The organism is Pantoea sp. Cy-640 (genome assembly GCF_011752635.1).
Taxonomy (GTDB): Bacteria; Pseudomonadota; Gammaproteobacteria; order Enterobacterales; family Enterobacteriaceae; genus Pantoea; species Pantoea dispersa.
This window is the reverse complement of record NZ_VWXB01000001.1, coordinates 79,798-94,870: the sequence shown is the minus strand read 5'-3', so window position 1 is coordinate 94,870 and position 15,073 is coordinate 79,798. Positions and strand designations below refer to the sequence as shown.

Genomic DNA, 15,073 nt, shown 5'->3' with positions numbered 1-15,073 from the left:
CAACACAGATTGTGCCGCCTGCTCGCCAGGCTGAACCGGAGAATACATCGCAATGTCAACCATCGGTCGTATCCACTCGTTTGAATCCTGCGGCACCGTTGACGGTCCCGGCATCCGTTTTATCACTTTCTTCCAGGGCTGCCTGATGCGCTGCCTGTACTGCCACAACCGCGATACCTGGGACACTCACGGCGGTAAGGAGATCACCGTCGATGAGTTGATGAAGGATGTGCTGTCGTATCGCCACTTTATGAATGCGTCTGGTGGCGGCGTGACAGCATCCGGCGGTGAAGCCATTCTGCAGGCTGAATTTGTGCGCGACTGGTTTCGCGCCTGCCAGGCCGAGGGCATCCATACCTGCCTCGACACCAACGGCTTTGTGCGCCGTTACGATCCGGTGATCGATGAACTGCTTGATGCAACTGACCTGGTGATGCTCGATCTCAAGCAGATCAACGATGATATTCATGAGATTCTGGTCGGCGTGTCAAACCACCGCACGCTGGATTTCGCCCGCTATCTGCAAAAGCGCGGTAAAAGGACATGGATTCGCTATGTGGTGGTGCCGGGTTATTCGGACGATGACGATTCGGTGCATCGCCTTGGTGAATTTACTAAAGACATGAGTAACATTGAGAAGATCGATCTGCTGCCTTATCACGAACTCGGCAAGCATAAATGGATTGCGATGGGTGAAGAGTACAAGCTGGAAGGCGTGAAGCCGCCAACGAAAGAGACCATGGAGCGGGTGAAAAATATTCTTGCCGGTTACGGCCATAACGTCATGTATTAAGACGGTTGGCCTGTAGCTGAAGCTTTACCGGCAAGAAACAGAGGGGTTACCGCCGGGACATTTGCGACAGGTTGCGAATGTCCCGCTTAAGCACCGCCGTCAGGCATGCGCCACCGGTGTTGCGTGCTGATCGGCTTTACGCAGCAGCATCACCAGATAGACCAGCGCCACCACCGCAATCATCACAAACAGCAGGCGATCGGAATAGTTCTGCATCAGCATCGCGGTCATCCCCGGCCCGACCAGACTGCCAACGGTATAACTGAACAGCAGCGCCTGATTCATCGCCACCAGTTCATGATGCGCCACTGTTTCACACGCCCAGGACATCGCTACCGGATAAAGCGTAAAGCCAGCCAGCCCCAGCACAAACAGTGCCGGTGCCATTGCCGTTCCGCTCAGCATAGCAATCGCACCCAGAATCACCACGAATACCTGCACGCGCAGCACCATCAGGCGACCAAAGCGGTCGGCAAGACGTCCTACCGGCCACTGACCGACAATCCCGGCACTGACCAGCAGCGCCATCCAGTAGCCTACGGTGGCATCGCTCATGCCCTGATGCGAAAGATAAAGCGGCATCAGGCCGTAAAGCGAACCGAGAACGATACCGGAGATAATGCAGCCGTTGATACCTAACCGCGAGCTGCGGCGGCGCAGCATGCTCCAGATCCGCCCGGTTGAAGCTTCTTCAGTAGCCGCACCGGCGTTGACCTGCACAAACACCACGGGCAGTACGGCACAGACGATCAGCGCGCTCACCCAGGGAATGACGTGCAGCAGTTCTGTCGAGACACGGCTCACCAGCAGCTGACCGGCAACGGTGCCGAGGTAGTAGATGATCATGTAAGCTGCCAGCAGCTGACCGCGATTGCGCACGGTACCGCTGCACAATAGTGCGCTCTCAACCACCACCCAAATCAGTGCACAGCCTACGCCCGCGGTGAAGCGCAGCAGCGTCCAGCTGTAAAAGCCGTCCAGCAGCACCATGCCCATGGTTGCCAGCGCAAACAGTACGCTGGCAAGGTAAAAACAGCGGTTAAAGCCATAGCGATTAATCAACCAGCCCGCCAGCAAGGTGCCCAGTAAGTTACCGGTGTAATAAGCAGAGCTCGCCATGCCCACCTGCCAGGTCGGCAGTTGATCGTGGGTGAGCCACAGCGGCACCAGCGTATTAAGCACAGCAATAGACACCGTCATCAGCATTAAGCCGCAAAGCAGCAGCAGGACGGGGCGCGACCAGGTTGACATAGGGAATAAAACCAAAAGAAATGAACAGATTTGCGCGCAGTTTGCCATTGGCGATGGCAAAGTCAATGTGCAAAAAAACAGCGCCGCACATTTTGCTGCTGAACAATTTATTATTTTTATCTTCAGCGGGTTACAGGACTTGAGAAAGGTCTTATGTCTGAATCTATCTACATGAATTTATACATTTTTGATGGTTTGACGCGCAGCGATGACGATAACGTTTATTTCTGATTAATTCCGGTTAAAAAATAATGACTGACGCGCTTAAGAAATAAAAACCCGGCCTGAGCCGGGTTAGTGCATGAATGCCTGTTAGCCGATATATTCCAGCCCGCCCATATACGGGCGCAGCACGTCCGGCACCGCAATGCGACCATCTGCCTGCTGATAGTTTTCCAGCACGGCCACCAGCGTACGCCCCACCGCCAGGCCTGAACCATTCAGCGTGTGCACCAGACGCGGTTTTTTGTCCGTTTTACTGCGGCAGCGAGCCTGCATGCGGCGCGCCTGGAAATCCCACATATTCGAGCAGGAGGAGATTTCACGGTAGGTGTCCTGTGCCGGCAGCCAGACTTCCAGGTCATAGGTTTTGGCTGAGCCGAAGCCCATGTCACCAGTGCACAGCAGCACTTTACGGTACGGCAGGTTCAGCAGCTGCAGCACTTTCTCCGCATGGCCGACCAGCTCTTCCAGCGCGTCCATGGAGGTTTCCGGTGCGACGATCTGCACCATCTCCACTTTGTCAAACTGGTGCATACGGATCAAACCGCGCGTGTCGCGGCCGTAAGAACCGGCTTCGGAACGGAAGCAAGGCGTGTGGGCAGTGAGTTTGATCGGCAGAGATTCCTCTTCAACGATCTCATCGCGCACCAGGTTAGTCAGCGGCACTTCGGCGGTCGGGATCAGCGCATAGTTACTGCTGCCTGCTTCTTCGCCCAGCGGTTTGGTATGGAACAGATCCTCACCAAATTTTGGTAACTGACCGGTACCGTACAGCGTCTCATGGTTCACCAGATACGGCACGTAGGTTTCCAGATAACCGTGCTGCTGGCTGTGCAGATCGATCATGAACTGGCTCAGCGCGCGATGCAGACGGGCAATCTGGCCCTGCATCACGATAAAGCGCGAACCGGTCAGTTTCACCGCCGAGGCGAAATCCAGCCCTTTGACCGCTTCACCCAGCTCAACATGGTCTTTCACCGGGAAATCGAACTGGCGCGGCTGGCCCCAGCGGCTCACTTCCTGGTTTTCGCTGTCATCTTTACCCAGCGGCACTTCATCGGCCGGCAGGTTCGGCAGCGCAAGCGCAAAGTCACGAATTTCGTTCTGCAGGGTATCCAGCTCTGCTTTCGCCGCATCCAGGCGTTCGCCCAGCGCGTTCACTTCCTGACGCAGCGGCTCGATATCTTCCCCACGTGCTTTGGCCTGACCGATGGATTTGGAGCGGGAGTTACGCTCAGCCTGCAGGTTTTCAGTTTCTACCTGCAAAACCTTACGACGCTCTTCGAGGGAGCGCAGCGTATCCACATCCAGTTTAAATCCCCGGCGTGCCAGTTTTTCTGCGACTGCGTCTGGCTCATTACGCAGCAGATTGGGATCGAGCATGCTTATCCTGTGTAATAAAAGGTTGATTGAACGAATGGAGGGATGCATTCCACCGGAATGCATTGAAATCCTTGCTCACCTTACCGTAACGCGTTTATCAGCGGTAGCGTTTTATCGGGCTATTTTGATCCTGTTCAGCAAGCCAGGCGAGTTTTTCACCGATCTTGCTTTCAAGGCCACGATTGGTGGGTTGATAGTAGCGCGTCTGCGCCATTTCCGGCGGGAAAAACACCTCGCCGGCCGCATAGGCATTGGGTTCGTCATGCGCATAACGGTACTCTTTGCCGAGGCCCATCTCTTTCATCAGCTTCGTCGGTGCATTGCGCAGATGTTCCGGCACATCGTAATCCGGGAACTCACGGGCATCACGCATCGCCGCTTTGAAGGCGGTATAAACAGCATTGCTTTTTGGCGCGCAGGCCAGATAAACAATTGCCTGGGCAATTGCACGTTCCCCTTCCGCAGGCCCGACGCGGGTAAAACAATCCCACGCGGCAATTGCTACCTGCATCGCGCGCGGATCGGCATTACCAACATCTTCCGAAGCAATCGCCAGCAGCCGCCGCGCCACGTACAGCGGATCGCCACCGGCAGTGATGATGCGCGCATACCAGTAAAGCGCCGCATCCGGGGCTGAACCGCGAACCGATTTGTGCAGTGCCGAGATGAGATCGTAAAAGCGGTCGCCTTTGTTATCGAAACGCGCCGCGCGTTCACCCGACACTTCATTCAGCAGCTGTGGCGTCAGCTCCCGCTGTCCCTGCGCATTGAGCTCAGCCATATCGGCCATCATTTCCAGCGTATTCAGTGCGCGTCGTGCATCACCATTGACCAGTTCAGCGATCATGCGCCGGGTATTGTCCGGTAACAGAATATCGCTGTCGCCGTAGCCGCGCGTTTTATCCTGCATCGCCTGATCCAGCACCTGTTCAATATCCGCGCTGGTCAGCGATTTAAGCAGATAAACGCGGGCGCGCGACAGCAGTGCCGAGTTCAGCTCAAAGGAGGGATTTTCCGTGGTTGCGCCAATGAAGGTGATGGTGCCGTCTTCAATGTGTGGCAGAAACGCATCCTGCTGGCTCTTGTTGAAGCGATGCACCTCATCAACAAACAGAATAGTGCGACGCCCCACCTGGCGATTCTGCCGCGCGCGCTCAATGGCCTCGCGAATCTCTTTAACGCCGGAAGTCACCGCTGAAATGCGTTCGACGTCGGCTTTGCCGTAATGCGCGATAATCTCCGCCAGCGTGGTTTTACCGGTACCCGGCGGTCCCCATAAGATCATGGAGTGCAGTTGACCCGCCTCAATAGCGCGCGGCAACGGCTTACCGGCCGCGAGCAGATGCTGCTGACCAATATATTGCTGCAGCGTCGCTGGCCGCATACGCGCAGCCAGCGGTCTGAACTCATTTGACGGTGCAAAATCCAGCGACAGGTTACTCACCCTCACCTCACTGACGTTGATCGTCCACCGTTACCCCTTTTGGCGGCGTAAAGGTGAATTTATCCGGGCTGATAGCGCCGTTTTTCTGGCTCTTCAGCTGATAGCTGCTGCGCTGTCCATCCTGCTCAATCGCGCTGAACTGATTGATGGTGCCTGCGGAAGTGACATTGATGGTGAACTGTTTCAGGTTGCCATCGCTGCTTTTAGGCGTCAGCTCAAAATTATCCCCCTGCTGCTTAATGTTGTACTGCTGCCAGTCAGAGGGCTGGTTACGCGCAATCAGCATAAACGGCGTGTTGCTGGTGGCATTCTGCAGCAGGCTTACGCTCGCCTGTTCCACAAAAGGATTATAGAACCACAGATTTTTACCGTCGGAGATAATCACGCTTTCGTCCGGTGCGGTCATATGCCAGTTAAACAGGCTCGGACGTTTCACCCACAGTTCGCCTTCGCCGTCCTGCACGTTTGCGCCGCTGCCGTCAGTCACCTTCTGGCTGAAGCTGGCATGGAAGCTGTTCACTTTATTAAGGCGCTGCTGCAGATCGCTGGAAGCATCCGCCAGGGCAGAAGAAGCAACAAAACCGGCCAGCAGGCCACAGGCAATAACGCGAAATTTCATCTGATACGATTCCTTATTCATGGTTTCCTGACACTTACTGCATTAACCGTAGTCGCCGCTCCGTCAGTTCGACAGGAGAAAAAGCCGAAAGCTCCCAATGATATGGGGATCGGACCACAGATAAACAACGGGCCAGTTTACACTGGCCCGGTATAACACTGCGGAGAAAAGTCTTACATTTCGTGAGGTGGCGGTGACAGCACTTCACGGTTACCGTTGTGGCCCGGCTCCGAGACAATGCCCTGCGCCTCCATCTGTTCGATAATCCGCGCCGCGCGGTTGTAGCCGATACGGAACTGGCGCTGCACGCCGGAGATCGACGCGCGGCGTTTCTCCACCACGAACGCCACCGCCTGGTCAAACAGCGGATCCAGCTCTTCATCGCCGTCCAGGCCGCCACCACCGCTTTCACTCTCTTCACCGGCGGTAATGCTGTCGATGTACTGCGGCCGCCCACGCGCTTTCCAGTCCTGCACCACCGCATGCACTTCCTGGTCACGCACAAAGGCGCCGTGAACACGTACCGGCATGGAGGAGTTAGGTGGCATATAGAGCATGTCACCCATACCCAGCAGGGATTCCGCACCGCCCTGATCGAGAATGGTGCGCGAGTCAATTTTACTGGACACAGTAAAGGCGATGCGCGTCGGAATGTTGGCCTTAATCAGGCCAGTAATCACATCCACCGACGGACGCTGGGTAGCCAGCACCAGGTGAATACCTGCCGCACGGGCTTTCTGTGCCAGACGCGCGATCAGCTCTTCGACCTTCTTGCCCACCGCCATCATCAGGTCAGCGAACTCATCAACCAGCACCACAATGTACGGCAGTTTTTCCAGTACCGGCGGCGTGGTGTCCATGCTGTCGCCCGGTTTCCAGAACGGGTCCGGAATTGGCCGGCCCATCGCGGCCGCCTGCTCAATCTTCTCGTTATAGCCGGCCAGATTACGTACGCCCAGCGCAGACATCAGCTTATAGCGGCGCTCCATCTCGACCACACTCCAGCGCAGCGCGTTGGCCGCGTCTTTCATGTCGGTAACCACTTCCGTCAGCAGATGGGGAATGCCCTCATACACTGACAGCTCGAGCATTTTCGGGTCGATCATGATAAAGCGCACTTCTTCCGGCGTGGCTTTATACAGCATGCTGATGATCATGGTGTTAACGCCAACCGACTTACCGGAACCGGTGGTACCGGCCACCAGCAGGTGCGGCATCTTCGCCAGATCGGCCACCACGGGCTGACCAGAGATATCTTTACCCAGCACCACCGATAGCGGCGAAGGGTTGTCGCGGAATTTATCGCAGTCCAGCACCTCACGCAGGTAAACGGTCTGACGATGTTTATTGGGGAGCTCCAGGCCGACATAAGGCTTGCCCGGAATCACCTCAACCACACGCACCGCAACGGCAGAGAGCGAACGTGCCAGGTCGCGCGACAGATTAGAAATACGTGCGGCCTTGACGCCCGGCGCCAGATCCAGTTCAAAGCGGGTGATTACCGGCCCTGGAGAGATGCCCACCACTTCGGCTTTCACGCGGTAATCCGCCAGACGCGCTTCAACCAGACGCGCGGTCTGTTCCAGTGCGAACATATCCACCGGCTCCTCTTCCGCCGGCGGCGACGTCAGCAGATCCAGCGTCGGCAGCGGCGTGGAAGGTTTCTCTAGCGGCTGTTCGTGACGTACCAGGAAGGGGTGGAACAGGCTGTCCTGCGCAGGGGCGACAGGCTTCGGCGTTTCAGCCGGCGCGGCGTAAACCTCGTCGTCTGGCGTTGACCACGGGCTGGTTTCCTCACTCAGCGATGCGGGTACCGCCGGCTCAGGTGCCGCTGGCTGCTGCCACTGGGCCGGAGCGTCCGGCTCTGGCGTGGCGGCAATGGTAAACAGCGGTTCGCTCGGCGTGTCATCAACCAGATCTTTCATCGGAGAGAAATCAAACGCGGCTGAGGTATCCAGATTAAATACCGGCGCGCTCTCCTGCTCAGGCTGGCTGTAACGCTGTTGCTGCTGCTGAGCAAACTGCTGCGCCAGCTGAGCCTGCTGCAGCGCCTCTTCATCTTCTTCCTCTGCCGGCTGCTGCTGCCAGCTGTCGCCGTACCGCTGCTGCTGCTGCGAATGGAACGCTTCGCGCAGCTGGGCTTCCTGCAGCGCAGCATTGTCATCATCGTGCGGCTGCGGCACTTGCCAGCTGGCGCTGATTTCCGGCTGCTGCTGATCGGCCTCTTCACGGGCCTTCTCTTCTGCCATGCGTTGCGATGGCAGTTTGATACCGTATGAGGCCAGCTCACGCCGGGTTGGCAGCTTAACCTTGTTAGGACGCGGCAATTCCGGGCCGATGCCCTGTTTCACCTGCGGGTTGTAATCGCGCTCCGGCACCACATCAAAGGCTGGCGTGTAAGCCGCAGAGCGGGCAGCAGCGGCGGCCGTCGCTGAACCGAGTGCGGCAGCGGCTGCCGTATTCAGCGGTGTGGCGCCCTGATCGGCACTTTGCCAGTTACCCATGCGCGGGCCATCGTCTTCTTCAGCGAGCGAGAAGGCGTCGGCGGCCGGTGACGCAGGCACTTCGAAGCGGTATAACGGAGGAGCCGCTGGCGCAGGTTCTGCTGGCGGAATAGCTGGCGCCGCAGGCGCAGGGGCAACGGATACCGATGCCGGAGCAGCCGCAGTCAGCTGTGACGGCGCAGGTTGCGGAGCTACGTTTACCGGCGGTGCGGATGGCTCAGGCGCAGCGACGGCCGGCGCCTGACGTGCGGCGTCACTGGTGGCGGCCAGCGCAGCCGCGGTAGCCGCACTGGCTTTCGCCAGCAGGGGATCGTCGCTGGCGACTTCAGCCACAGGTTCCGCTACCTGTAGGGGCTTAGCCAGCAGTACGTCATCTTCGTCGTCCTGAGCCGGCGCAGCGCGCAGTGGCGGAACCGCTTCGTCGGGGTGCGCCTCGTCGTAGTCGTCTTCTTCCTGCCAGGGTTCATCATGGCGCGAGCGGTTGCTGGCAAAGGTCAGCACGCCCATCACCACGCTGCCGATCTTCTCGGCAATCGCCAGCCAGGACCAGCCGGTATAAAGCGTGATACCCGCCGCCCAGACGCACAACAGCGTCAGCGTGCCACCGGCACCGCTGAACCACGGCGCCATCGCATTGCTCACCAGGCTGCCAATTACGCCGCCGGAGGCAAAATACCAGATATCGTCCACGTTCAGCGCAGCCAGTCCGCAGGTAGTCACCACCAGCGCCAGCACGCCAATCAGCCGAAGGCCCACCGCAAAATAGTCGATGTAATCCTGGCGATCGCGCTGACGGAAGGTGATCCAGCACAGACCAATAATTACTGGCGGAATGGCGTAGGCCATCACACCAAAAATAAACAGCAGGGTATCGGCCAGCCATGCGCCCACGCTGCCGCCCAGATTGTGGATCGGCTCGTGCCAGGCGGTTTGTGACCAGCTGGGATCGGAGGGATTAAAGCTAACCAGCGACACCATCAGATAGATGGCAAACAAGGCCACCAGGATGAGCAACGCTTCCAGCAGCCGACGTCCGCTGCTCAGTGGTTGTAATGAAACGTCTTTATCTTCTGTATATTCCTGGCTCAAGAGAACTCTCCAGGTGCCTGTAAATTAAGAAGGCAACAGCGCCAGGCTTGCCTGACGCTGGTCCTGTATGAATTCACAGGAGTGTACCGAAATCCTGCAAGCTTTGCACCTGCCCTGCGTTACCGGGTCTTAATCACCAGACGATTGCTCTGTTTGACCTCTTCCATCACCACGTAGGTACGGGTGTCGTTGACGCCCGGCAGGCGCAGCAAGGTCTCACCCAGCAGTTTACGGTAGGCGGACATATCCGGCACGCGGGTTTTCAACAGGTAGTCAAAGTCACCGGAAACGAGGTGACATTCTTGAGTTTCCTCAAGTTTTTGTACGGCGGCGTTAAATTGTTCAAACACATCCGGCGCGCCGCGATTCAGAGTAATCTCAACGAATACCAGCAGTGAAGCATCGAGATAGTGCGGGTTCAGCTGCGCGGTGTAGCCCAGAATGAAACCCTGACGTTCCAGGCGACGTACGCGTTCAAGACAAGGTGTTGGCGAGAGGCCGACACGTTTTGAAAGCTCAACGTTGGAAATACGACCGTCTTTCTGCAGTTCATTCAGAATATTTCTGTCGATCCGATCCAGATCTTTTCCGGGGCGTTTCTTGTTGTCTACCATTATTATTGTCTCTCTTAATTCCTTCCCTTTACCTGCCAAACCCTGAAAACGTTCAATGTTCAGGGCCTTACTGAAGTGAAGTCTTTAAGCCTGTGCAGTAACGCGACCATCCGTATGACGCATGCTGTCTGTCCACATCATGCGTCATTACCAATGTCAGGCTGAGTTTATTTGGCGAAATTGCGCAAAACAGAGCTGAAATTCTGTTTCGAACCGCTAAATTTTCTCTGCTTCTGACAATGTTTTCGCAAAAGCGCAGGCGATTGTCAAAGTAAAACATCCAAATTCAGTACAAGATGCCAGACAGCGTACTGGGTTGCTGTTTTTAAATGAGAATTTTTATACAGCTGCACCACAAATTGCCGAGCAATGCCCCCTTTTGGCGCAGCGAACGTGCAGAATTGCCATTCATCGTCTACGCCGCTTGCAGTGATTGTTAACAAAATTGCTGAAACCTTTTTTTGCGACAGTAATTTCCCTACAATCGAAAACTATGTTGTCAGACACACACTGAGGAACGCATGAGTACGGCCAAACACAGTAAGCTGCTCATTCTGGGCTCCGGCCCTGCCGGTTACACCGCAGCGGTTTATGCCGCCCGCGCTAACCTGAACCCGGTTTTGATTACCGGACTGGAAAAAGGCGGCCAGCTCACCACCACGACTGAAGTCGAAAACTGGCCGGGCGACCCGCACGATCTGACCGGCCCTGCGCTGATGGAACGCATGCAGGAGCATGCTGAGAAGTTCAACACCGAAATCATCTTTGATCATATTCACACGGTTGATTTGCAGAACCGTCCGTTCCGCCTGACCGGCGACAGCGGCGAATACACGGCGGATGCGCTGATCATCGCGACCGGTGCTTCAGCGCGCTACCTTGGCCTGCCGTCAGAAGAGGTATTCAAAGGCAAAGGGGTTTCGGCCTGCGCCACCTGTGATGGTTTCTTCTATCGCAACCAAAAAGTCGCGGTTATCGGCGGCGGTAATACGGCCGTTGAAGAGGCGCTCTATCTGGCGAACATCGCTTCCGAAGTGCACCTGATTCACCGTCGTGACAGCTTCCGCGCTGAGAAAATCCTGATTGACCGCCTGATGGAGAAAGTGCGTAACGGCAACATCGTGCTGCACACTGACCGCGCGCTGGATGAGGTGGTAGGCGATCAGATGGGTGTCACCGGGTTGAAACTCTCGTCAACCAAAGGTGAAGCCCCGGTCTCGCTGGAAGTGGCGGGCCTGTTTGTCGCCATCGGTCATAGTCCGAACACGGCGATTTTCGATGGCCAGCTGGATCTGGAAAACGGCTATATCAAAGTGCAGTCCGGCCTGCAGGGCAACGCGACGCAGACCAGCGTGCCGGGCGTGTTCGCTGCCGGTGACGTAATGGACCACATCTATCGTCAGGCCATTACCTCTGCCGGTACCGGCTGTATGGCCGCGCTGGATGCGGAACGTTATCTGGATGGTCTGGTTAAAAACGATAAGTAAGTTGTTAATTATCTGATCATAATTGCACTGAGGCGGCCACTTTTGGTCGCCTTTTTTATCGCCTGCGTGCTACAGTTCTGCCACCCGTCTGTCCGGCATTTAGCGTCGGATTTTGCCTCTCGTCACGGTGATCAAACGGCTTCGCATGAACAAATCACGGCAACACGAACTGCTGCGCTGGTTACGCCAGCAACGTCATCATGGCGCACGCAGCCTGCGACTGGCTTCGCTGGCAGGTTTTGCTGCGGCGTTAATCCTCATCGCCCAGGCCTGGCTACTGGCCTCCCTGCTGCAAAAACTGCTGGTGGAACAGCAACCCCGCGCTGAACTGGTGAGTGATTTCCTGTTACTACTGCTGTGCTTCGCACTGCGCGCCGCGCTGCACTACGGTCGTGAGATGGCCGGTTTCAGGGCCGGCGTGGCGATTCGCCGTGCACTGCGGCAACAGGTGCTGGACCGGCTGAACGCGCTCGGTCCGGCCTGGATTCAGGGCAAACCGGCCGGGAGCTGGGCAACGCTGCTGCTGGAACAGATTGAAGAGATGCAGGAATATTACGCGCGCTATCTGCCGCAGATGTCGCTGGCGGTGTTTGTGCCCTGCGCCATCCTGATCGCCATTTTTCCGATTAACTGGGCCGCCGGACTGATTCTGCTGGCGACCGCACCGCTGATTCCGCTGTTTATGGCGCTGGTCGGCATGGGTGCGGCCGATGCCAATCGGCGTAATTTTCTTGCGCTGGCGCGCCTGAGCGGCGATTTCTATGACCGGCTGCGCGGACGCGAAACGCTGCGCCTGTTTCACCGCGCGGACGCTGAGCAGCAGGCGATTGCCGCCACTACCCAGGATTTTCGTCAGCGCACCATGGAAGTGCTGCGCCTCGCCTTTCTCTCCTCTGCGGTGCTGGAGTTTTTCGCCTCGCTGGCGATTGCCGTGGTCGCGGTCTATTTCGGCTTCTCGTACCTGGGTGAACTCAATTTTGGCCACTACGGCACCGGCGTGACGCTGTTTGCCGGTTTCCTCGCGCTGATTCTTGCCCCCGAATTTTTCCAGCCGCTGCGCGATCTTGGCACCTTTTACCATGCCAAAGCGCAGGCGGTGGGCGGTGCAGACGCGCTGGATACCTTCCTGCGCGAAACGCCCCAGCGCGCGCCGCAGGCGGCCACGCAAACGCTGGATGCTGACGCGCCACTTTCTCTCCGGGCAGAGGATCTGGTGATCATGACCGCCACCGGCGAGGCGCTGTCACAGCCGCTGAATTTCAGCCTTACTCCCGGTCAGCGCGTGGCGCTGGTCGGACAAAGCGGGGCCGGAAAAAGTGCGCTGATGAATGTCCTGCTCGGTTTTCTGCCCTACCAGGGTTCACTGTGCATTAACGGCCAGGAACTGCGCGACATCAGCCGCAGTAGCTGGCAGCAGCAGCTGGCCTGGGTAGGACAAAATCCGCAGCTGCCGGCGACGACGCTGCGTGACAATCTCCAGCTTACTGACACGCCGCTGGACGAGGCCACGCTGACCGCCGTGCTGCAGCGCGCTGGCGTCAGTGAATTTTTGTCGCGTCTGCCACAAGGGCTGGATACGCCAGTTGGCGATGGCGGCATCGGCCTGTCCGTTGGGCAGGCACAGCGCATCGCCGTTGCGCGGGCGCTGCTGAAACCGGCCCGCCTGCTGCTGCTGGACGAACCGGGATCCGGGCTCGACAGCCAGAGTGAGCAGCACGTGATGGGCGCGCTACAGCAGGCCGCACAGCAGCAAACTACGTTAATGATTACCCATCAGCTGCACGCCCTCGACCAGTGGGATGAGGTGTGGGTGATGCAGGCCGGACAACTGGTGCAGCAGGGCCACTGGCAACAGCTGATCGCTGAAGCGGGCCCGCTGCGCGAGCTGGCGCAGCATCGTCAGAAGGAGATTGCCTGATGCGCACGTTACTGCCTTTCCTGCGCCTGTATCGCCGCCATCCGTGGCGTTTAGGTCTTGGCGTGGTGCTGGCGATTGTCACGCTGCTCGCCAGCATCGGCTTGCTGACGCTGTCCGGCTGGTTTCTTGCTGCCTCCTCGCTGGCTGGCGTCGCCGGCCTGTACAGCTTCAATTACATGCTGCCCGCAGCCGGCGTGCGTGGCGCAGCAATCACCCGCACCGCCGCGCGCTATTTTGAACGGCTGGTCAGCCATGACGCCACTTTCCGCGTGCTGCAGCATCTGCGCGTCTTTACCTTCAGCCGGCTGATGGCGCTGGCACCGGCGCAGCTGGCGCGCTTTCGTCACGGCGAACTGCTGAACCGCTTTGTCAGCGATGTCGATACCCTCGACCATCTCTATTTACGCGTTATTTCTCCGCTACTGGGTGCGGCGGTGGTGATTGTGGTGGTGACCTGTGGCCTGGCGCTACTCGATATGCGACTGGCGCTGCTGCTCGGGGCGATCATGTTGCTGACGCTGCTGCTGATGCCGCCGCTGTTCTGGCGACTCGGCGCGCGCACCGGCGCGCACATTGCCCGTTACCAGGCTCGCTGGCGCCTGCAACTGACGCACTGGCTCAGCGGACTGGCCGAGCTGCAGATTTACGGCGCGGCGGCGCTGTGGCGACAGCGGCTGGATCAGGAAGAACGTGCGTGGCAACAGGCGCAGCAGCGCCAACACCGGCTGCAGGCGCTGGCGCAGAGCCTGCTTACGTTGATCGCCGGCAGTACCGTTACGCTGCTGCTGTGGCTGGCCGCCAGCGGCGTCGGTAACAATAGCACACCGGGTGCACTGATTGCCCTGTTTGTATTTTGCGCGCTGGCCGCGTTTGAAGCGCTGGCACCGGTGGCCGGCGCATTTCTGCCACTGGCGCAGGTGACGCACGCGGCGCAGCGCGTGCAGGAGATCATCGATCAACCGCCAGCGATTCACTTCCCGACACAACCGGTCGCGACGCAGCGCGGCCTCAGCCTGACGCTGGAACAGATCGATTTCAGCTATCCGCAGCGGCCAGAAGCGGTGCTGCACAACTTCTCTCTGACGTTAGCAGCCGGTGAACATCTGGCGCTGCTGGGCCCGACCGGCTGCGGGAAATCCAGCCTGCTGGCGCTGATCACGCGCGGCTGGGAAGCGCAGCGCGGCACGATTCGCCTGAACGGGATTGATCTGACGGCGTGGGACGAAACCAGCCTGCGTCAGCGCATCAGCGTTGTCACGCAGCGCGTCCATCTTTTCAGCCAGACGCTGCGCGCTAATCTGCTACTGGCAGCACCACAGGCCAGCGATGCACAGCTGATTGACGTATTGCAGCGGGTTGGGCTGGCGCATCTGACGCAGCACAGCGAAGGACTGAATGCGTGGATGGGAGAAGGCGGCCGGCCGCTGTCCGGCGGTGAACTGCGCCGGCTGGCGATTGCCCGTGCGCTGCTGCACGATGGCGATCTGTGGCTGCTGGATGAGCCGACCGAAGGTCTGGATGCTGCGACCGAGCAGCAGATTCTCACGTTGCTACAGCAGGTTAGCCAGGGAAAAACGCTGATCATGGTGACGCATCGCCTGAGCGGACTGGAAACAATGGATCGCATCTGTGTGCTTGACGGTGGGCAGATTATCGAATCCGGCAACCATGACGAATTAATCTCAAAAGCGGGACGCTACTGGCGTTTCCAGCAGCGCTTTGCGCTATAGTCTATGCGTTTAGCCTGAG

At 58.1% G+C, this 15,073-nt stretch carries 10 protein-coding genes; 4 read left to right on the top strand and 6 right to left on the bottom strand.

Annotated features, from left to right (window positions below):
• Positions 1-52: 52 nt before the first annotated feature.
• Positions 53-793, top strand: a complete 741-nt coding sequence (gene pflA / locus F3J36_RS00445; RefSeq protein WP_166718631.1) for a pyruvate formate lyase 1-activating protein — start codon at positions 53-55, stop codon at positions 791-793.
• Positions 794-892: 99 nt separating this feature from the next.
• Here pflA and F3J36_RS00440 read toward each other — a convergent pair whose 3' ends face one another.
• The 6 genes from F3J36_RS00440 to lrp form a co-directional block, all read right to left on the bottom strand.
• Complete coding sequence (locus F3J36_RS00440; RefSeq protein ID WP_058769542.1) at positions 893-2,044, bottom strand: MFS transporter; 1,152 nt, start codon at positions 2,042-2,044, stop codon at positions 893-895.
• Between the two features lie 312 nt (positions 2,045-2,356).
• Positions 2,357-3,649 carry a serine--tRNA ligase gene (gene serS / locus F3J36_RS00435; protein WP_021508354.1) on the bottom strand — a complete coding sequence of 431 codons (1,293 nt, stop codon included), beginning with the start codon at positions 3,647-3,649 and terminating at the stop codon, positions 2,357-2,359.
• A gap of 97 nt (positions 3,650-3,746) precedes the next feature.
• The gene (locus F3J36_RS00430) at positions 3,747-5,093 is read right to left on the bottom strand and encodes a replication-associated recombination protein A (protein WP_021508355.1); all 1,347 of its coding nucleotides are present in this window, start codon (positions 5,091-5,093) and stop codon (positions 3,747-3,749) included.
• Positions 5,094-5,100: 7 nt separating this feature from the next.
• Positions 5,101-5,712, bottom strand: a complete 612-nt coding sequence (gene lolA, locus F3J36_RS00425; RefSeq protein WP_010618286.1) for an outer membrane lipoprotein chaperone LolA — start codon at positions 5,710-5,712, stop codon at positions 5,101-5,103.
• A 173-nt stretch (positions 5,713-5,885) separates the two neighbouring features.
• A complete protein-coding gene (locus F3J36_RS00420; protein ID WP_166718630.1) occupies positions 5,886-9,305 on the bottom strand; it encodes a DNA translocase FtsK 4TM domain-containing protein in 3,420 nt (1,139 codons plus the stop codon).
• A 119-nt stretch (positions 9,306-9,424) separates the two neighbouring features.
• Positions 9,425-9,919 (bottom strand): leucine-responsive transcriptional regulator Lrp, encoded by a 495-nt coding sequence (lrp, locus tag F3J36_RS00415; protein WP_006118610.1) that lies wholly within the window; start codon positions 9,917-9,919, stop codon positions 9,425-9,427.
• 521 nt (positions 9,920-10,440) lie between these two features.
• Here lrp and trxB point away from each other — a divergent pair.
• The 3 genes from trxB to cydC all read left to right on the top strand — a co-directional run bounded on the left by trxB (position 10,441) and on the right by cydC (position 15,054).
• Positions 10,441-11,406, top strand: a complete 966-nt coding sequence (trxB, locus tag F3J36_RS00410) for a thioredoxin-disulfide reductase (protein WP_166718629.1) — start codon at positions 10,441-10,443, stop codon at positions 11,404-11,406.
• Positions 11,407-11,551: 145 nt separating this feature from the next.
• The gene (cydD, locus tag F3J36_RS00405; protein WP_166718628.1) at positions 11,552-13,324 is read left to right on the top strand and encodes a cysteine/glutathione ABC transporter permease/ATP-binding protein CydD; all 1,773 of its coding nucleotides are present in this window, start codon (positions 11,552-11,554) and stop codon (positions 13,322-13,324) included.
• On the top strand, positions 13,324-15,054 hold the full coding sequence (gene cydC, locus F3J36_RS00400; RefSeq protein ID WP_166718627.1) for a cysteine/glutathione ABC transporter ATP-binding protein/permease CydC: 1,731 nt from the start codon (positions 13,324-13,326) through the stop codon (positions 15,052-15,054). The genes cydD and cydC overlap by 1 nt, the downstream gene beginning before the upstream one ends.
• Positions 15,055-15,073 lie beyond the last annotated feature (19 nt).